This is a genomic window from Sphingomonas sp. SFZ2018-12, assembly GCF_022496715.1.
In the GTDB taxonomy this organism is placed as follows: Bacteria; Pseudomonadota; Alphaproteobacteria; order Sphingomonadales; family Sphingomonadaceae; genus Sphingomonas.
This window is the reverse complement of the sequence record NZ_WTFM01000001.1, coordinates 1,551,585-1,569,815: the sequence shown is the minus strand read 5'-3', so window position 1 is coordinate 1,569,815 and position 18,231 is coordinate 1,551,585. Positions and strand designations below refer to the sequence as shown.

Sequence of the window (18,231 nt, the reverse complement as noted above, 5' to 3'; positions counted from 1 at the left end):
CGCCACGCCCTGCGGCACCGTCTGAGCCCACCACTACGCGCATTCCGCTGAGCGTCACGGTGGACCCCGGCACGGGGCCGGGGCGACGATCGGGGTGGAAGGGAAGCGAGCAGGGCAATTTCGGTCTGATTCTCAGGAAAGGGCCGGGGGTTCAGGCTCGACCCGGGCGACACCTTGTTCGATCGCGATCACCCGCATCCGTGTGCCGACCGGGGCGTCGGGGCCGCGCGCCGGCCATTCGCCGTCGCCGATCCGCACCCGGCCTTCGCCCGCGACGATCGCTTCGGCGACGATGGCGCTCGCGCCCGCCAGCCGGGCGGCGCGGTCATTGAGCAGCGGGTCCGTCGTGGCGACCGGATAGTCGCGATACCAGCGTCGGCCGATCAGCACCGTTACGGCTGTCCAGGCCCCGAAGCTGAGCAGCTGTCCGCCCAGCCCGAGCCCGGGCAGCACCCCGGCCAGGATCGCGGTGATCGCCGCAGCGAGCGCGGCAAAGGCGAGGAACACGCCGGGCAGCAGCAATTCGGTCGCGCCGAGCACGACCGCGACGATCGCCCAGACGATCCATGGTTCGCTCATTCAGGCGCGTCCTCCGCCCCCGGCATCGCAAAGGGACCGACACGCCGGGGCGGCCTGGGTGCGGGCGGCGGGGCGGGCGGGGTACCGAGCGCGTCGCGGGCGATCTCGCCGATGCCGCCAAGCGTGCCGATCAGCTGCGTCGCCTCGACCGGGAACAGGATCGTCTTGGCGTTGGGCGAGGTGGCGAACTTGCCGACCGCGTCGACATATTTCTGGGCGATGAAGTAATTGATCGCCTGGGCTGAGCCCTGCTCGATCGCCTCGGACACCAGCCGGGTCGCTTTCGCTTCGGCCTCGGCGGCGCGCTCGCGCGCTTCGGCGTCGCGGAAGGCCGACTCCTTGCGCCCTTCGGATTCGAGGATGCGCGCCTGCTTCTGCCCCTCGGCGCGCAGAATTTCCGACGCGCGCGTGCCTTCCGCCTCCAGGATGTTGGCGCGCTTTTCGCGCTCGGCCTTCATCTGGCGGCCCATCGCGTTGACGATGTCGGCGGGCGGCCGGATGTCCTTGATCTCGACGCGGGTGATCTTGACCCCCCAGGGCGTGGTCGCGTGATCGACGACGGAGAGCAGCCGCGCGTTGATCTCGTCGCGCTTCGACAGCGTTTCGTCGAGGTCCATCGAGCCCATGACGGTGCGCAGGTTGGTGGTGGTCAGCTGCATCAGCGCGACATAGAGGTCGGAGACTTCGTACGCTGCCTTGGGCGCATCCAGCACCTGGAAGAAGACGACGCCGTCGGTCGAGATCATCGCATTGTCGCGGGTGATGATCTCCTGCCCAGGAATGTCGATCACCTGCTCCATCATGTTCACCTTGCGCCCGACGCGGTAGAAAAAGGCGGGGTAGAAGTTGAACCCCGGCTGGGCGACGCCGGTGAAGCGGCCGAAATGTTCGATGGTATAGTGATAGCCCTGGCGGACGATCTTGATGCTGGCGAACAGATAGCCGAGCACCAGCAGCACCACCAAACCGAGCAAAGTTTCAAGCATCCCGCATTCCCCCGATCGTCGCACTTGGCATCCGGGTGCCGTGCTAGCATGGGGAAAGGATGAACGCACCCATACTCGCCCCGCGCACCGCGCTGTTTCTGCCCGCGTCCAATCCGCGCGCGATCGCCAAGGCGGCGACGCTGCGCCCCGACCTCATCATCCTCGATCTGGAGGATGCGGTGGCGGAGGCGGACAAGGACCGCGCGCGCGACGCCGCCGTGACGGCGGTGGCGGGAGAACTGGCCGGCAAGCGGGTGGCGATCCGGGTCAACGGCACCGGCCATCCGGCCTGGTCGGCGGATGTCGATGCGGTCATGGCCTCGCCCGCGGCGTTCATCGTCCTGCCCAAGGTCGAGGGCGACGTGGTCGTGCCGTTCGGCGACAAGCCGGTGCTGGCGATGATCGAGACGCCGCGCGGCGTGCTCGACGCGCCGGCGATCGCCGCGATGCCCGCCGTCGCCGGGCTGATCGCGGGGACCAACGACCTGATGGCGACGCTCGGGATGCCGCTCGGGGGGATGCCGCCGGGCAGCGGGCGCGCGGGGCTGACGCTGGCGCTCCAGGCGATCGTGCTGGCGGCGCGCGCGAGCGGCGTGTGGGCGCTGGACGGCGTGTTCAATGCGCTCGACGATCCCGAAGGGCTGGCCGCCGAATGCCGCGAGGGGCGCAGCTTCGGCTTTGACGGCAAGACGCTGATCCATCCCGGCCAGATCGACGTGGCGGCGGCGGCGTTCGGGCCGACCGAGGCCGAGCTGGCCGATGCGCGGGCACTCGTGGCGGCGGCAAGCGGCGGCGCGCAACGCTTTCGCGACCGGATGATCGAGGCGATGCATGTCGAACAAGCGCGCGCGCTGATCGCGCGGGCGGACGGTTGAAGCGTCCCGGCGCGGGGCGAAGTTGCGGAAGTTGCGGGCTGTGCGAGGTTTACGTCCTGGGGGTGCGGCGGCCCGATCGTTGAAGCGAGGGGCAGGGCGCGAAAGGGCCATGACCGGAGCGTGGCAGGCAGCGGGCTTGTAGGACAGCGTGGCGCTCCCCTTCCGTTTTGAGGGCGGGGAGCTTCCCAACGAGAAGCCGTTCGTCTCGAGCGAAGTCGAGAGACGTGTCGCACCCGCCACGCCGGCATCGCGTTTCTCGACTTCGCTCGAAACGAGCGGTGGTGGGGGGTGACTCGTTCGCCCCATCACCGACCGCGTTCGATCCTCCGCCCCACTGGCGCATCCGGGCGGGTGCGGTTACATGGGCCGCCAATCCTCGACTCAGGCGATACGGCACCTTCATGGACATTCCCCTCGGCCTCACTTTCGACGACGTGCTGCTGTACCCGGCGGAATCGGAGGTGCTGCCGAGCCAGGCGGACACGCGCACCTTCGTGACGCGCGACCTGGCGCTCAATATCCCGGTGCTGTCGTCGGCGATGGACACGGTGACCGAGGCCGACATGGCGATCGTGATGGCGCAACTGGGCGGCATCGGCGTGCTCCACCGCAATCTGTCGATCGAGGAACAGGTGGCCGCCGTCCGCCAGGTCAAGCGCTTCGAAAGCGGCATGGTGGTCAACCCGATCACGATCGAACCACAGGCGACGCTGGCGCAGGCGCAGGAGCTGATGCAGCGCCACCGGATCAGCGGCATCCCGGTGGTCGAGGCGGGCGGCAAGCTGGTCGGCATCCTGACGCACCGCGACGTGCGTTTTGCCGAAAACCCGGCCCAGCCGGTCAGCGAGCTGATGACGCACCATAACCTGGCGACTGTGTCGGCGGGCGTGACGCAGGACGAGGCGCGCCGGCTGCTCCATCAGCGCCGGATCGAAAAGCTGCTGGTCGTCGACGACGCCTATCGCTGCATCGGCCTGATCACCGTCAAGGACATCGAGAAGGCGGTGCTCTATCCCGAAGCGACCAAGGACGGCGCGGGGCGGCTGTGCGTCGCGGCCGCGACGACGGTGGGCGACAAGGGGTTCGAGCGCACCGAGGCGCTGGTCGACGCGCAGGTCGACCTGATCGTCATCGACACCGCGCACGGCCACAACCGCGACGTCGCGCGCGCGGTCGAGCGGGTGAAGACGCTGTCCAATTCGGTGCAGGTGATCGCGGGCAATGTCGCGACGGGTGCGGCGACCCGCGCGCTGATCGACGCGGGCGCGGACGGGATCAAGGTCGGCATCGGCCCCGGTTCGATCTGCACCACGCGCGTCGTCGCGGGCGTCGGCGTGCCACAGCTGACCGCGGTGATGGATGCGGCCAATGAAGCCGCCAAGTCGGGCGTGCCGGTGATCGCCGATGGCGGCATTCGCACATCGGGCGACGTCGCCAAGGCACTGGCGGCGGGTGCGGGATCGGTGATGATCGGATCGCTGCTGGCCGGGACCGAGGAAGCGCCGGGCGAGACGTTCCTGTACCAGGGCCGCGCCTACAAGAGCTATCGCGGCATGGGATCGGTCGGCGCGATGGCGCGCGGATCGGCCGACCGCTATTTCCAGCAGGACATCAAGGACCAGTTGAAGCTGGTGCCCGAAGGGATCGAGGGGCAGGTGCCGTACAAGGGCCCGGCGCGCGACGTCATCCATCAGCTGGTGGGCGGGGTGAAGGCGGCGATGGGCTATACCGGCGCGCGCACCCTGACCGAGCTGCGCGACAAGGCGCGCTTCGTGCGGATCACCGGCGCGGGCCTGCGCGAAAGCCACGTCCATGACGTGACGATCACGCGCGAGGCGCCCAATTATCCGACGCGTTAGGCCGATGGCTTGACCGATACCCAGAAAATCGGGCTGATCGTCGCGCTCGCCAGCCTCTATATCCTGTTCCGCATCCGCCTGTTTCGCGTGCGTTATCGCAACGCGCGGGCGAAGCTTGAGGAAGGACGCGCGCTGGAACGCGAGCGGGACGGCGAGCCATGACGCCACAGGCGCGCACCCAGGCCGCAATCGAGCTGCTCGACGCGATCATCGCCGCCGCGCGCGATCAGGGCGCGGCGGCCGACACGCTGATCGCGCGCTATTTCGCCGAGCGCCGCTATGCCGGGTCGAAGGACCGTCGCGCGGTACGCGAGCTGGTCTATCGTGCGATCCGGCTGCTGGGCGCGCGGCCGGCGAGCGGGCGCGCGGCGATGCTCGCGCTGGCGGCGGATGACGCGGAGTTGCGCAGGCATTTCGGCGCGGAGGGCCATGCCCCCGCAGCGATCGAAGCGGGCGAAGAGGCGGCAGTGGCGGGCGTCGCACCCGCCTGGCTGGTCAAACGGCTGGCCGCGTCGGGGCTGGACAAGGCCGCACAGACGGCGCTGCTCGACCGCGCCCCGCTCGACATTCGCGTCAATGCGCTGCGGGGCAAGGTGGCGGCGGTGCTGGCCGAGCTTCCGGGCGCGGTGCCGATCGAGGGGCTGGCGCACGGCCTGCGCCTGCCGCCCGACAGCCGGGTCGAGGATCATCCCGGCTGGGCGCAGGGCGCGTTCGAGGTGCAGGATGCGGGATCGCAGCACGTCGCGCTCGGCTGTGGCGCCGCGCCGGGAATGACGGTGGTCGACCTGTGCGCGGGCGCGGGCGGCAAGACGCTGGCGCTTGCGGCGGCGATGGCGAATGCGGGGCGGATCATCGCCAGCGACACCGATCGCGGGCGGTTGGGCCGGCTGGCCCCGCGTGCGGTGCGCGCGGGCGTGACGATCGCCGAGCCGCGGCTGCTCGATCCCGGGCGCGAGGCGGCGGCGCTGGACGACCTGACCGGCGGGGCCGACCTGGTGCTGGTCGACGCGCCATGTTCAGGCACCGGGACGTGGCGGCGCAACCCAGAGGCACGCTGGCGGCTGACACCCGACCGGCTGGCGCGGCTGGTCGAGGTGCAGGCGCGCTTGCTTGATCTTGCCGCGACGTTGGTGCGGCCGGGCGGGGCGGTGATCCACGTCGTCTGCTCGGTGCTCGATGCCGAAGGCGCGGATCAGGCCGATGCGTTCCTGGCGCGGCACGAGGGCTGGCGCGCCGAGCGCCCCGACATGGCGGTGGGTGACGCGAGGGGGACTGGACTTCGCCTGTCGCCGAACGCACATTCGACAGACGGCTTTTTTGTGGCCAGATTGATCGCGCCATGACTGCCGCACGCCCGAGTTCGTTGCTGGAGACGATAATGCGTTTGATTTCGGTTTCCGCCGCCGCTGCCCTGACCCTGTTGTGCGTATCGACGTCGCTGAGCGGCCAGCGCCCCGACGACCAGATCGACGCGCGGTCGGTGGCGCTGCTCGAACAGGGCAAGCAAGCGAAGGCGGCGGGGAATCTGGACGGGGCGACCGATTTCCTGGAGACCGCGCTGGTCGTCGACCCGCGCAACCGCCAGGCCTATGTCGCGCTGGCCGAGATCGCGCAGGCACGCGGTCTGCCGGGCAAGGCGATCCGCTTCTATCGCGAGGCGCTGCTGCTCGAGCCCAACGATATCGCCGCGCTGGCCGGGCAGGGCGAGGCGATGGTCGCCAAGGGCGCTCTGGCGCGGGCGCGCGAGAACCTGGCCAAGGTCAAGGCGCTCTGCGCGGCCGAATGCCCGCAGGCGACCGGCCTCGCCGCCGCGATCGCCAAGGGACCGGCCACGACCCAGACGGCGGATGCGGTGAAGCCGCCGGTGGTGCCGGCGCCGGCGAAGAACTGAGCAGACTAGGTCGTGAACCCCTAAACGACCGCTTTCGGCGTAAGTGCTAGGCGGCCGGAACTGGGTGGTTAGCTGACGCTTAGCTCACAGAATACGCAAGACTTTTAGTCGCCATCCTGCAAGAGCAATCGGGCCGTCTGCAAGCCTCTGGTCTGGCGATGGGGTTTCCGCGCGCATTATTTGTGCCTCGACACACCCGGAAGGCGATTTGATCGGACGATCTAACCAAATTACAGTTGGGCTACGTCCCATGTTTCCGACCATTACTGTTTGTCCGTCAATGGGATGACGACTGCAAATGGACACGACCTTGTTCTCGAAGGCCTGCGGGGACGCAAAAATCTCGGCGAGTAAGGCCTTATCCATCGCGTCAACTTGGTGAGCGCCAAGCGACGCGAGAGCAATGATCCAAACGCGCATTCCGCTTAACTCCACGCGGCTTGGGGAAGTGTAGGCGCGACTCTCCTGACCAATTATGAACGTCCGCCTTGGGGTCGGTAGCCGACAGACCGCATTATGAGCTTACGGCCTGGTCCCGGTCTGGCCAATGGCGAGGGTGGGAGAAAGGGTCCGTGTTAGACCTGCTTCGCGAGCGCTCGTGCGATTTTAACGAACTCCGTCACGCCGACCGTCTCCGCCCGTCGCGTCGGATCGATGCCGAGCGCGTCGAGTGCTGCGAGCGCGCCGGGAACCGGTTTCAGGCTCTGGCGGAGCATCTTGCGGCGCTGGCCGAAGGCGGCGGCGGTGAGGCGTTCCAGGTCGGCGAGCGCAACACCAGCCGGCGCGTCGGTGGGTGCGAGATGGACGACTGCCGACATCACCTTGGGCGGCGGGGTGAAGGCGGAGCGGTGGACGGGCATCGCGATACGCGCGGTGCTGCGCCACTGGGACAGGACCGCCAGCCGGCCATAGGCGTCGCCACCCACCGGCGCGACGATGCGGTCGGCGACCTCGCGCTGGAACATGAGCGTCAGCGTCTGCCACCACGGGCGCCACGGTGCCGACAACCAGCCGACCAGCAGGGCGGTGCCGATATTATAGGGCAGGTTGGCGACGATGTGCGGCGGGGCGTCGAACAGCCCGGCATGGTCGATCGCCAGGGCATCCCCCTCGATCACCCGCAACTGGCCGGGATAGGCGGCGGCGAGTTCGGCCAGCGCGGGAATGCAGCGCGAATCGCGCTCGATCGCAGTGACCTGTGCGCCGGCCGCCAGCAGCGCGCGGGTGAGGCCGCCGGGACCGGGGCCGACCTCCAGCACCGGCTGGCCGGCCAGATCGCCCGGGATGGCGGCGATGCGCGCGAGCAGCTGGGCATCGAACAGGAAATTCTGGCCGAGCGCGCGGCTGGCCTGAAGCCCGTGCGCGCGGATGACATCGCGCAAGGGTGGCAATGTCGGCGGCGACATGGTCAGGCGGCGGCTTCGGCGCGGTGCGCGGCCGCTTCGGCGGCCAGCCGGATTGCGGCGATCATCGCACCGGGTTCGGCACGGTCGGTGCCGGCCAGGTCGAACGCGGTGCCGTGATCGGGCGAGGTGCGGACGATCGGCAGCCCGAGGGTCATGTTGACGCCCTCGTCGAAATGCAGCGTCTTGAGCGGGATCAGCGCCTGATCGTGATAGCAGCAGATCGCGACGTCATACCCACCGCGCGCGCGGCCGTGGAACATGGTGTCGGCGGCGAACGGACCGACCGCATCGATCCCGTCGGCCTGGAGCGCGTGGATGGCGGGCATCAGGATCTCGATCTCCTCGCGCCCGAGCGCACCGGCTTCGCCCGCATGCGGATTGAAGCCGGCAAAGGCGAGGCGCGGCCGTTCGATCGCGAAATTGCGCGTCAGGCCGCGCGCGGCGGCGCGGGCCTTGTTGACGACCAGATCGATGGTCAGCAGATCGCGCACCGCGGCCAGCGGCACATGGGTGGTGACCGGCACGACGCGCAGCGTCGGACCGGCGAGCATCATCACCGCATTCTCCGCCGCGACGCCGCAGCGTTCGGCGACGAATTCGGTCTGGCCGGGATGGGTGAAGCCGATCGCGTAGAGCTGCGCCTTGGCGACCGGGCCGGTGACGACCGCGGCCGCCGCGCCCGAGCGGGTCAGCCCGACCGCCATTTCGAGCGACTGCAGCGCGCAGATCGCACCGGCGGGATCGGGATGGCCGGGGGTAATGTCGCCCGCGTCGGTCACCGCCATGACCGGCAGCGCGCCGTCGAAGATGGCGGCCGCTTCGCCCGGCGTGTCGATCCGCGCGATCGGGCCGCGCCACACGCGTTCGATCGCGCGCGGATCGCCCACCGCCACGAAGGGCGGGAGGCGTTCGGTTTCACGCCGAGCCCAGGCCTTGGCGATCACCTCCGGGCCGATGCCCGCCGGATCGCCCATCGAGATCGCCAGCGGCGGGGTCACCGTCGACGGCCCCCGGCCATCGTCAGCGATACTCGACGATCGCGTCGCGGCGCAGGTCGCGCAGCTTGCGCTGGGCGACCAGATTGACGCGTTCCTGCTCCATCGACGCCTGCATCTGCTCCATCGACGGCAGGCCGGCGCTGCGCGGATCGTCGCGGCCGCACAGCACGAGTACGCGCACGCCCTCGTCCGGGGTGCCGAAGGGCGGCGTTGCCTGGCCGACCTGAAGCTGGAGCATGATCTCCTGAAGCGCGGGCGGCAGATCGCGCACGCGCACCGAATCATTGTCGACAACCTCGGCACCGAGGTCCTGGGCCACCGCGCCGACATTGCCGCAACCGCGGATCTGCTGCGTCGCCTGGGCAAAGGCGGCCGCGCGATCGGTCGCCTGCGCCTGGGTGGTGCCGGCGGGGAAGCGGATGGTCATCTGGCGCAGGCTCAGCCGCGCGTCGCGCGGGTCCGCGGTCAGCACCTTGCGCTTGTCGACGAGGTAAAGCAGCGAGAAGCCGCCCGGCACCTCGATCGGGCCGGCGACCTGGCCGATCTGCATCCGCTGCGCCGCGTCGGACAGCTGCGACGGGAGCATGCCGGGGCGCACCCAGCCGAGATCGCCGTTCACCGCCTTGGTCGACGCCTCCGAATAGGTGCGCGCGAAATATTCAAAGGGCGCGCCGCCGCGCATCTGTTCGAGCATCTGCTGGACTGCGGCGTAGACCTCGTCCGCGCGCTCGGGCGTGGCGGAGAGATAGACTTCCTTGAGGTGGAACTCCTCAGAGCCCTTGGAGGCTTCGAGGCGTTCGAGCACCGACTTCACTTCCTCCTCGCCGACATTGACGAAGGGCTGGACCTGGCGGCCGAGCAGGCGGTTCCACGCCAGCTCGCCCTCGATCTGGCGGACCATCGAGCGTTCGGAGGAGCCGACGCTGCGCAGATATTCGCGCATCTGATCGGGCGAGCGGCCAAAGTTGCGCGAGATGCGGGCAAAGCCCTGCGCGATTTCCGTCGGCGTGATCGTGATCTCGTTGGCGGCGGCTTCCTGAATCTGCAGCGTCTCGTCGATCAGGCTGCGCAGCACCTGAAGGCGAAGCTGGTCGCGCTCCTGCGCCGACAGATTGATCTGGTTCAGCGCGACGATCATGTTGACGCGGTGGTCGACATCGGTCCCGGTGATGACCGCGCGATTGACGATCGCGGTCGGCTTGCGGATGTTGGGATCCTGCTTGCCGAAGATCTGGAGCCCCTCCGGGATGTTCAGCCCGGCGGCGCTGTCGCTGCCATCCTGGGTGGCGAGTGCGGCCGCGCCGGTCGTGGCGAGCGCTGCGGTCATGGCGAAGCGCACAAGGCCGCGCTTCCAAACGTCGATGTTCATCTTCACCCGATCAATCTTTCTCTCCGGCGTCACGGGCGCCGGCCACTGCGTGCCGCATATCTTTCACAATTGCGGCTGAACCGGGGCTTACCGCCCGAGATTCTTCAATTCCAGCGTCAGCAGATAGCTGTTGCCGCGCCGCGCGTCACCCAAATCCTGATAGTCGCGACGCCAGGTCAGGCCAAGTTTGAGGCAGTCATCCTCATAGGCGAAGCCGAGCCGGTGCCGCACCGGCTGGAATCCGTCCGACGACGACAGCGTGTCCTCGTTGCGGTCGGTCAGGTCGACCGTCGCCGATCCGAACAGCGACCAGAAGCCGGCAAAGGCGACGCGCGCGCCGACCCGGGCTTCCTCGCGATCCTGAAGATCCTCACCCGTCGTCGCGATGTCGCGGTTGAGCCGGAGATAGCCGAGCAGCACATAGGTCTTGCGCGAGCCGACGGTCGCGTCGACCTCGTTGCGGCGCACGGCCAGATTGTCTTTGTCGAGCCGATAGCGGTGGGTCAGCGACACGAAGTCGCGGAAGCGGACGTCGGTGCGCCCGACGATGTCCGACAATCGGTCGCTGAGCCCGGTGCCCTCGGGCAGGATCGCGGTGCGGTTGTTCAGCCGGTAGCTCTGTCCGACATTGGCGTCGATCGCCACGCCGGGCAGGCTGAGCGCATATTCGACGCCATAGGTGACGCGCGACGAATCCTCGAACCGGTCATAGCCGGGGAAGCGGTTGAGCGAGAACAGGTTGACGTCCTCAAGGTCGATGGCGCGTGAATCCTCGTTCGGGATCTGGAAATTGCGGATGCGCGGCGCGACGACCAGCTGGACGCGCGGCGTGATCCGCTGGGTCCCGCCCAGCGCCGCGCCGATGAACGGCCATTTGACGTCGAGCGCGGCGAGCGCGATCCCGCGTGCCTGGAAACCGTCGCGACCGCGATAGCTTTCGACCAACGTCGTCAGCACGTCGTCGCTGTTGTAGAGGTCGCCGCGCACCAGGCCGGTGAGCGTGATGTCGTGCCCCCAGTTGCTGACCCGGCGCAGGTCCCATTGCGCGGACGCGAAGGCGCGCTGGGTATCCTGCCCATCGGCGCGGGCAAGCGCGAGCGTGTTGGCGTTGATGCGGATGACGCCGCCCAGCAGCGGGTCGGCGATGCGGCGCCGATACTCGATTTCCGGCAGCGCGATCGGCTGGAGCGACTGGGTATCGCCGAGGCGCAGCGTCTGGACCGCCCAGCCGTTGATCGCGAAATAGCTGTCGCGATCGATCCGCTCGACATTGAAGAAGCTGCGCAGCCGGTCGTCGCGCGAAATGTCGTAACGGCGCAGGAAGGTGCGGTCGGTCGCGACGCGCAGCGTGCCGGCGATGCTCCAGCGCGGGTCGAGCTGAAACCGCCCATTGCCGTCGATATAGCCGCGGAACTGCTGATCGCTGTCGACCAGCCCGCCGCCGGGGCCACGATCGTCGCTCTGCCGGCTGTAGGTTGCGTAACCGCGCACGCGATAGGCGCCCCGGTCGGTCAGCGCGCGATATTCGCCCTCCAGCAGCGGCAGCGAGTCGGTGAACAGGTGGGGCGTGAGCGTCAGGTCGCGGTTGGGCGACAGGTTGAAATAGTAGGGCACCGCGATTTCGAGGCCGTTGACGCGATCGAGCCGGATCTGGGGCGCGAGCACGCCATTGTCGCTGAAATCGCCGACCGGATGCGAGAAGGCCGGCAGCGGTAGCGTGGCGAAGCCGAAGATCGACAGGCGCGCGCCATAATAGCGGATGCGGTGGCGCGCGGGATCATAGACGACGCGGACCGCCGTGATCTTCCACGACGGCTCCTTCGGGCAATTCTCGTTAGACGTTACCGCGCACGGGGTATAGGCCGCGCGCTCGACCGTCACGACGCCGCCGTCCGAGCGCGTGCCGCGTTCCGCCGCGATCCGCCCGCCCTGATCGAGCACGACAAGCATGTTTTCGACCATGCCGTCGCGCAGCGTGTCGGTCAGTTCGATGCGGTCGCCATAGGCCACGTCGCCTTCGGGATTGGTGACCGCGATGTTGCCGTCGGCGACGACCTGACCCGATTTGCGGTCCCAGCGCACCCGGTCGGCGCGCAGCCGGTTGCCGGCGCGGCTGAGCCGCACGTCGCCGCGCGCGACGACGATGTCGCCTTCGCTGTCATATTCGAGCTCGTCGGCGGAGAACAGGATCTCCTCCTCCGCATCCGACTGGGCGATGTCGGCGGCGGTCGGCGGCGCGATCGGGCGGTCGGACAGGTCCTGGGCGGCGGCACCGCCGGTGGCGAACAGCGAAAACGCGCCGAACAGGATCAGGGCGTTACGCTTCACCTCGACCAACCTCTTCCATGCGCTCGGGTGGAGGAGCGCGCCAGTGACGGTCGCGTCCTATCGCACCGGTCATCGCATTCCGCAATCGCAAGCGGTCGCGGCGTTGCGCCCCGGGCGGTCGGGGCCTAGATGCCGTGATCTGCCGGACGACGCCGCGCGGCACGCCGCGGTGCCGCCCATGGACCGAACGATAACAGAAAGATCGCGCATGAATATCGAACTGGCCACCGTCATCCCCGCCGCCGCGGTGGTGGTCGTCCCCGTCCTGAAGGCGCGCGCCGCCGAGCTCGCGCTCCGCGCAGTCGCCGCCGCCAATCACAAGCTGGTGAACGCCGCGCTGGAGGGCGCGCGCTTCGACGGCGATCCGGGCAGCCTGGTCGAGCTGGTGCTGCCGGACGGCGAGGCGGTACAGCGGCTGGTGATCCTGGGCATCGGCGAGGGGCAGGAGGGCGAACTGGAGCGCGCGGCCGGCGCGCTGGTCGGTCGCTATCTGGTGTCGGGCCATACCGCACTGGCGGTCGACTGGTCGGGCGTCGCGTCGATGCTCAGCGCGGCGGGCGTCGCGCGCTTCGCCGCTGCCGCAGTCCAGCGCGGCTGGCGCTACGATGTCTATCGCACCACGCTGAGCGAGCGTCAGCGCCCGACGCTGGCGACGGTGACGATGGTCGGCACGCCCGACGGGACGGCGGCCGAATGGGCGCATCGCGACGCGGTGACCCAGGGGCTGCTGTTCACCCGCGCGCTGGTGACGGAGCCCGCCAACATCCTGTATCCCGAAAGCTTCGTCGAACGGTGCAGCGGCCTGGCCGAGCTGGGCGTGACGCTGACCGCGCTCGACGATGCGGCGATGCGCGAGCTGGGCATGGGTGCGCTGCTGGGCGTGGCGCAGGGATCGGTGCGCGGCGCACGGCTGCTGGCGATGCACTGGGATGGACGCGGCGACGGCGGCAACCCCGACCTGGCGCTGGTCGGCAAGGGCGTGACCTTCGACACCGGCGGCATCTCGATCAAGCCGGCCGCGGGCATGGAGGACATGAAGTGGGACATGGGCGGCGCGGGCGCGGTGGCAGGCGCGATGCGCGCGCTGGCACTGCGCAAGGCACGCGCGAACGTGATCGGCGTCGTCGGCCTCGTTGAGAACATGCCCGACGGCAATGCGCAGCGCCCCGGCGATGTCGTGACGTCGATGTCGGGCCAGACGATCGAAGTCATCAACACCGATGCCGAAGGGCGCCTGGTGCTGTGCGATGTGCTGACCTGGGTTCAGCGCAATTACCGGCCCGGCACCATCGTCGATCTCGCCACCCTGACCGGCGCGATGATCGTGTCGCTGGGACATGAGCATGGCGGCCTGTTCGCCAATGATGATTCGCTGGCCGATCAGTTGCTGGCGGCGGGCAAGGCGACCGGTGACCTGTTGTGGCGATTCCCGCTGGGTGACGCGTACAACAAGCTGCTCGATTCGCCGATCGCCGACATGAAGAATGTGGGGCCGCGCGGTGCCGGCTCGATCACCGCGGCACAGTTCATCCAGCGCTTCGTCGACCCGGGCGTGCGCTGGGCGCATCTCGACATTGCCGGCATGGTGTGGGCGGACAAGCCGGGTGCGACGCATGACAAGGGTGCGACCGGATATGGCGTGCGCCTGCTCGACCGGTTCGTCGCCGATCATTTCGAGCGTTGAGCGTTTGCCCGGAATGCGCGCTTGATCGATGTGAGACCCGGATTACCCGTCTCCCCGGGCTTGACCCGGGGCCCCGCTGTTTCTTGCGGCGGATAAGATAGCGGGACCCCGGCTCAGGGCCGGGGTGACGGGGAAAAATGGGCTGTGTCTCGCGACAATTGCCATTATTCGTCACCGTCTAAGGTTCGGCGGGTGGTGTGGGACATGGCGGCGTGAAGGTCGATTTCTACCATCTGACCCGCCAACCGCTCGACGCGGTGCTGCCGCGCATCGCCGAGAAGGTGCTGGCCGATGGCGGCCGGCTGGAGATCGTGGCGGGCGACGCGGAGCAGCGCGCCGCGATCGACCGGTTCCTGTGGACCTGGTCGGCGGAAAGCTTCCTGCCCCATGCGATCGCCGGCGCGATGGACGACGCCCGCCAGCCGATCCTGATCCGCGCGGCGATTGCGGCGCCCGATCCGGCGGGGCATGTCGCGATCGCCGACGGGCACTGGCGCGACGAGGCGCTGGGGTTCGCGCGCGCGTTCCACTTCTTCGACGACGCGACCATCGCCGAATCGCGCGCGGCGTGGAAGGCGCTGGCGACGCGCGACGGCGTCGAGCGGCGTTACTGGAAGCAGAACGCGAACGGACGCTGGGAGCAGGCGGCTTGAGCGGGGACAGCAATTTCAGCCCCGAACTCAATCTCGCAAAGTCAACCTCGTCACCCCGGCCTTGAGCCGGGGTCCCGCTACCTGGTCCGGCGCGCGAAAAAGCGGGACCCCGGCTCAAGGCCGGGGTGACGATCGTTCGGTGTGGATTGCTCCACCGCTCATGCCGGCGGTGCTTGCATCTTTGCCGGCCCGCGACTAGGGAGCCGCGACTTTCCCATTCCCCATCAAGACAGGAGCCCGAACGGCCATGGCCGCCACCCGGACCTTTTCGATCATCAAGCCCGATGCCACCCGCCGCAACCTGACCGGTGCGATCACCAAGCTGCTGGAGGATGCGGGCCTGCGGGTCGTCGCGTCGCGCCGCATCCGCATGAGCCGCGCGCAGGCCGAGAAATTCTATGGCGTGCACAAGGAACGGCCGTTCTTTGCCGACCTGGTCGCGTTCATGACCTCGGGCCCGGTCGTCGTCCAGGTGCTGGAAGGCGAGAATGCGGTCGCGCGCAACCGCGAGGTGATGGGCGCGACCAACCCGGAGAACGCGGCCGAAGGCACGATCCGCAAGCTCTATGCCGAGTCGATCGAGGCCAACAGCGTCCATGGTTCGGATTCGGACGAGAACGCCGCGATGGAAATCGCGCAGTTCTTCAAGCCGGAAGACATTGTCGGCTGATTCCGCGTATCGCCGCGCCGGCTCGCTGCCGGCGCGGTCGTGTCGGGGACCCGGCATCGAAAGTCACCGATTTTCGGCATCGTGGCGGCTTGCCAGGATTGGCCGCCCGGGCCTAGCATCGCAGGACCATCAAGCGTTACGCGTTAGGTCCGGCGATGCCCTTCAACGATCCTTGGGAGCCCTATCGACCGGGCGACTTTATCTTCGGCATCAACGAGGCGATCGCCGCCTTTCAGAAGGCGAAGTCGGTGGCGAAAGCGACGACCGCGGACAGCGTCGTGACGGTCCGTCAACTTACGGACCAGCGATCCGGCCTGGCGACCTTTTCCGACGCCCGGCTGGCACAGAACACCGCATATCTCGACAGCCTGGAGCGGCATCCCAAATATCATGCCGTCTATTCCGGCGGGTCGGCGAGCCCGGGCACGCCCAAGTCGAACGCCCAGTTTCGCCTGAAATCGAAAAACGCGCTCAATCACTATGTCGAGGCCGGGATCGGTGTTCACTTCATCCTGGACGGGCTGAACCTCGACGAAGTCGTCAACAAGAACTTCAAGGTTCCGGGTAAGCCGCAAAGCCCGAACAACGAATTCAAGCATTCGGCGACCGACAAGATCCGGACGGTCACCGGAGCCGAGTTGCGCTGGATCTACCGAAATCGCGACCGCCCCGACGTGCAGAAATTCGTGCAGTTCTGGTTCAAGGGCAATCCGTGTCCGCCGCCATGGACGCTTCTGTTCAAGGCGCTCGATTCCACGGCCCCGGACTGGCAGATTTACGAGGACAGCCGCCACGGCGGCGTGGCCGCATCGTTGTCGGCGACGACGGTCTAGAATGCGTCGGCGACATCCATCAGCCGGGTGAGCCGTTTCGGCGCGGCCAGCCGCCAGCTGCGCGCCAGCCATTCGCCGACATGCGCCCAGTCGGTGTCGCCGGTGTCGAGCCGCACGCCGATCCAGCCCGACGGCCCCAGATAGGGCGGGCGATAATAGAGCGCGGGGTCGCGTTCGATCAGCATCGCCTGTTCCTCGACCCCGCTGGTGCGCACCAGCACCGCGGTGATGCCGTTGCCGTGATGGTCGGCGGAGAAATAGGCGAAGAATTTCCCGCCTTCGACGAAGAAGCCCGGCGCGCCGTGCGACAGCTTCTCGCGCGCCTCTGGCAGCGCCAGCGACAGCTCGCGTACACGGCTCAGCGGATCGTCGGCAGGCTGCCCGGCGCGCACCCAATCGGCGAGGATGCGCGGATATAGCTGATGCTCGGCGATTAGCACGCGCGCTGCCAGGGTTTCGGCAGTGTCACCCGGCAGGATCGCGACGGGCGTCTGGCCCAACACCGGGCCGTCATCCAGTTCGGCAGTGACGAGGTGAACCGAACAGCCGCCATGGCTGTCGCCCGCCGCCAGTGCGCGTTCGTGCGTGTGCAGCCCCTTGTAAGCAGGGAGCAAAGACGGGTGGATGTTGACCATCCGTCCGGCCCAGCGTTCGACAAATTCGGGCGACAGCAGCCGCATATAGCCGGCGAGCGCGACATGGGTGACGCCGGCTTCGCGCAGCGCCGCGTCGATCCGCGCGTCGAAATCGGCGCGCGCCATCCCCCTGTGGCTGAGCGCGAAGGTGGCGATGCCCTCTGCCGCCGCGAGCGTCAGGCCGGCTGCGTCGGGGTCGTTGCTGGCGACCAGCGCGAGGGCAAAGGGGCAATCGGCCGCGCGCGAGGCGTAGAGCAGCGCCGCCATGTTCGACCCGCGTCCCGAGATCAGGACGCCCAGACGCGCACGATCAGCCATGCACGTGCGTCGCGGTCCAGGGCGCGCGCGCGCTCCACGTCTCCGCGCTGCCCGTGACCGTACAGCCGCGCTCGCCGGCCGCCACCTCGCCGAGCGTGAACACCGTCTCGCCCGCAGCGGCGAGGTCGGCGGCGATCGCGTCGGCCGTGTCGACGGTGACGATCGCAACCATGCCGATCCCGCAGTTGAAGGTGCGCGCCATCTCCTCCGGCTCGATCCGCCCCTGCGCCTGCAGGAAAGCCATCAGGCGCGGCAGCGGCCAGCGATCGGCGTCGATGCGGGCGTGACAGCCGGCGGGGAGGACGCGCGGCACATTTTCGAGCAGCCCGCCGCCGGTGATGTGCGCGAGGCCGTTGATCCGCCCCGCGCGCACCAGCGGCAACAGGCTGCGCACGTAGATGCGCGTCGGCGCCATCAGCGCGTCGATCAGCAGCACGTCCTGATCGAACAGCGCGGGGCGATCGAGCTTCCAGCCGCGATCGGCGGCGAGGCGGCGGACGAGCGAGAAGCCGTTGGAATGGACCCCGGTCGAGGCGAGGCCCAGGATGACGTCGCCCGGCGCGATCCGTCGCCCGTCGAGCAGCCGGCCCCGCTCGACCGCGCCGACGCAGAAGCCGGCGAGGTCATAGTCGCCATCGGCATACATGCCGGGCATCTCGGCCGTCTCACCGCCGATCAGCGCGCATCCGGCCTGACGGCACCCCTCCGCGATGCCCGCGATCACGCGTTCGGCGACTGCATTGTCGAGTTTGCCGCTGGCGTAGTAGTCGAGAAAGAACAGCGGCTCCGCCCCCTGGACGATCAGGTCGTTGGCGCACATCGCGACGAGATCGATGCCGACGCCGTCGTGGCGGCCGCTGTCGATCGCGAGCTTGAGCTTGGTGCCGACCCCGTCATTGGCGGCGACCAGGAGCGGATCGGTGAACCCGCACGCCTTGAGATCGAAAATCCCGCCGAAACCGCCCAGATCGGCGTCCGCGCCGGCGCGGCGGGTCGCGCGGGCCAGCGGCGCGATGGCGCGGACCAGCGCGTTGCCGGCGGCGATCGAGACGCCAGCCTGGGCATAGGTATAGGGGGTGTCAGCGGGATCGGGATCGGTCATTGCGACCGAGTAGCCAGTTCGGGCTTGGATTTCCACGCCCGCTTC

At 68.6% G+C, this 18,231-nt stretch carries 17 protein-coding genes; 9 read left to right on the top strand and 8 right to left on the bottom strand.

The window, feature by feature from the left end; genetic code table 11:
- Positions 1 to 132 precede the first annotated feature (132 nt).
- Complete coding sequence (locus GO308_RS07260; protein WP_066546280.1) at positions 133 to 579, bottom strand: NfeD family protein; 447 nt, start codon at positions 577 to 579, stop codon at positions 133 to 135.
- Complete coding sequence (locus GO308_RS07255; RefSeq protein WP_066546282.1) at positions 576 to 1,565, bottom strand: SPFH domain-containing protein; 990 nt, start codon at positions 1,563 to 1,565, stop codon at positions 576 to 578. Before GO308_RS07255 ends, GO308_RS07260 begins: the two co-directional genes overlap by 4 nt.
- Positions 1,566 to 1,624: 59 nt before the next feature.
- Between GO308_RS07255 and GO308_RS07250 the strand changes: the two genes are divergently transcribed.
- The 5 genes from GO308_RS07250 (at position 1,625) to GO308_RS07230 (ending at position 6,190) form a co-directional block, all read left to right on the top strand.
- On the top strand, positions 1,625 to 2,440 hold the full coding sequence (locus GO308_RS07250; RefSeq protein ID WP_066546283.1) for a CoA ester lyase: 816 nt from the start codon (positions 1,625 to 1,627) through the stop codon (positions 2,438 to 2,440).
- 401 nt (positions 2,441 to 2,841) lie between these two features.
- Positions 2,842 to 4,299 (top strand): IMP dehydrogenase, encoded by a 1,458-nt coding sequence (gene guaB / locus GO308_RS07245; protein WP_240884883.1) that lies wholly within the window; start codon positions 2,842 to 2,844, stop codon positions 4,297 to 4,299.
- A 9-nt stretch (positions 4,300 to 4,308) separates the two neighbouring features.
- Positions 4,309 to 4,461 carry a hypothetical protein gene (locus tag GO308_RS07240; RefSeq protein WP_156437734.1) on the top strand — a complete coding sequence of 51 codons (153 nt, stop codon included), beginning with the start codon at positions 4,309 to 4,311 and terminating at the stop codon, positions 4,459 to 4,461.
- Positions 4,458 to 5,642, top strand: coding sequence for an RsmB/NOP family class I SAM-dependent RNA methyltransferase (locus GO308_RS07235; RefSeq protein WP_240884881.1), 1,185 nt, complete (start codon positions 4,458 to 4,460; stop codon positions 5,640 to 5,642). The genes GO308_RS07240 and GO308_RS07235 overlap by 4 nt, the downstream gene beginning before the upstream one ends.
- A 35-nt stretch (positions 5,643 to 5,677) precedes the next feature.
- Positions 5,678 to 6,190, top strand: coding sequence for a hypothetical protein (locus GO308_RS07230; protein ID WP_066479878.1), 513 nt, complete (start codon positions 5,678 to 5,680; stop codon positions 6,188 to 6,190).
- Positions 6,191 to 6,765: 575 nt separating this feature from the next.
- Here GO308_RS07230 and rsmA read toward each other — a convergent pair.
- The 4 genes from rsmA to lptD form a co-directional block, all read right to left on the bottom strand.
- Positions 6,766 to 7,596 carry a 16S rRNA (adenine(1518)-N(6)/adenine(1519)-N(6))-dimethyltransferase RsmA gene (gene rsmA, locus GO308_RS07225; protein WP_240884879.1) on the bottom strand — a complete coding sequence of 277 codons (831 nt, stop codon included), beginning with the start codon at positions 7,594 to 7,596 and terminating at the stop codon, positions 6,766 to 6,768.
- Positions 7,597 to 7,598: 2 nt separating this feature from the next.
- The gene (gene pdxA / locus GO308_RS07220; RefSeq protein WP_346769029.1) at positions 7,599 to 8,594 is read right to left on the bottom strand and encodes a 4-hydroxythreonine-4-phosphate dehydrogenase PdxA; all 996 of its coding nucleotides are present in this window, start codon (positions 8,592 to 8,594) and stop codon (positions 7,599 to 7,601) included.
- 22 nt (positions 8,595 to 8,616) lie between these two features.
- Positions 8,617 to 9,963 carry a peptidylprolyl isomerase gene (locus GO308_RS07215; RefSeq protein WP_240884873.1) on the bottom strand — a complete coding sequence of 449 codons (1,347 nt, stop codon included), beginning with the start codon at positions 9,961 to 9,963 and terminating at the stop codon, positions 8,617 to 8,619.
- 87 nt (positions 9,964 to 10,050) lie between these two features.
- Positions 10,051 to 12,291, bottom strand: a complete 2,241-nt coding sequence (lptD, locus tag GO308_RS07210) for an LPS assembly protein LptD (protein WP_240884871.1) — start codon at positions 12,289 to 12,291, stop codon at positions 10,051 to 10,053.
- 208 nt (positions 12,292 to 12,499) lie between these two features.
- On the opposite strand from lptD, the gene GO308_RS07205 reads away from it, so the two are divergent.
- From GO308_RS07205 to GO308_RS07190, 4 genes are all read left to right on the top strand, one after another.
- A complete protein-coding gene (locus tag GO308_RS07205) occupies positions 12,500 to 13,975 on the top strand; it encodes a leucyl aminopeptidase (RefSeq protein ID WP_240884863.1) in 1,476 nt (491 codons plus the stop codon).
- A 212-nt stretch (positions 13,976 to 14,187) separates the two neighbouring features.
- Positions 14,188 to 14,628: a DNA polymerase III subunit chi gene (locus tag GO308_RS07200; RefSeq protein ID WP_240884862.1), complete on the top strand. Its 441-nt coding sequence runs from the start codon at positions 14,188 to 14,190 to the stop codon at positions 14,626 to 14,628.
- A gap of 247 nt (positions 14,629 to 14,875) precedes the next feature.
- Positions 14,876 to 15,298, top strand: a complete 423-nt coding sequence (gene ndk / locus GO308_RS07195) for a nucleoside-diphosphate kinase (protein ID WP_066479869.1) — start codon at positions 14,876 to 14,878, stop codon at positions 15,296 to 15,298.
- Between the two features lie 155 nt (positions 15,299 to 15,453).
- A complete protein-coding gene (locus GO308_RS07190) occupies positions 15,454 to 16,131 on the top strand; it encodes a hypothetical protein (RefSeq protein ID WP_240884860.1) in 678 nt (225 codons plus the stop codon).
- Here GO308_RS07190 and purN read toward each other — a convergent pair.
- Both purN and purM read right to left on the bottom strand, forming a co-directional pair.
- Positions 16,128 to 17,084, bottom strand: a complete 957-nt coding sequence (gene purN / locus GO308_RS07185) for a phosphoribosylglycinamide formyltransferase (RefSeq protein ID WP_240884853.1) — start codon at positions 17,082 to 17,084, stop codon at positions 16,128 to 16,130. The genes GO308_RS07190 and purN overlap by 4 nt on opposite strands.
- Positions 17,077 to 18,186, bottom strand: a complete 1,110-nt coding sequence (gene purM, locus GO308_RS07180) for a phosphoribosylformylglycinamidine cyclo-ligase (RefSeq protein ID WP_240884851.1) — start codon at positions 18,184 to 18,186, stop codon at positions 17,077 to 17,079. The genes purN and purM overlap by 8 nt, the downstream gene beginning before the upstream one ends.
- Between the last annotated feature and the right edge of the window lie 45 nt (positions 18,187 to 18,231).

Bases quoted from the DNA above. Each gene is read 5' to 3' on its own strand.
- GO308_RS07230 (WP_066479878.1), top strand. From the start codon at position 5,678: ATGCGTTTGATTTCGGTTTCCGCCGCCGCTGCCCTGACCCTGTTGTGC.
- GO308_RS07260 (WP_066546280.1), bottom strand. From the start codon at position 579: ATGAGCGAACCATGGATCGTCTGGGCGATCGTCGCGGTCGTGCTCGGC.
- GO308_RS07235 (WP_240884881.1), top strand. From the start codon at position 4,458: ATGACGCCACAGGCGCGCACCCAGGCCGCAATCGAGCTGCTCGACGCG.
- purM (WP_240884851.1), bottom strand. From the start codon at position 18,186: ATGACCGATCCCGATCCCGCTGACACCCCCTATACCTATGCCCAGGCT.
- rsmA (WP_240884879.1), bottom strand. From the start codon at position 7,596: ATGTCGCCGCCGACATTGCCACCCTTGCGCGATGTCATCCGCGCGCAC.
- ndk (WP_066479869.1), top strand. From the start codon at position 14,876: ATGGCCGCCACCCGGACCTTTTCGATCATCAAGCCCGATGCCACCCGC.
- guaB (WP_240884883.1), top strand. From the start codon at position 2,842: ATGGACATTCCCCTCGGCCTCACTTTCGACGACGTGCTGCTGTACCCG.
- GO308_RS07255 (WP_066546282.1), bottom strand. From the start codon at position 1,565: ATGCTTGAAACTTTGCTCGGTTTGGTGGTGCTGCTGGTGCTCGGCTAT.
- purN (WP_240884853.1), bottom strand. From the start codon at position 17,084: ATGGCTGATCGTGCGCGTCTGGGCGTCCTGATCTCGGGACGCGGGTCG.
- GO308_RS07190 (WP_240884860.1), top strand. From the start codon at position 15,454: ATGCCCTTCAACGATCCTTGGGAGCCCTATCGACCGGGCGACTTTATC.
- GO308_RS07215 (WP_240884873.1), bottom strand. From the start codon at position 9,963: ATGAACATCGACGTTTGGAAGCGCGGCCTTGTGCGCTTCGCCATGACC.
- GO308_RS07205 (WP_240884863.1), top strand. From the start codon at position 12,500: ATGAATATCGAACTGGCCACCGTCATCCCCGCCGCCGCGGTGGTGGTC.
- GO308_RS07250 (WP_066546283.1), top strand. From the start codon at position 1,625: ATGAACGCACCCATACTCGCCCCGCGCACCGCGCTGTTTCTGCCCGCG.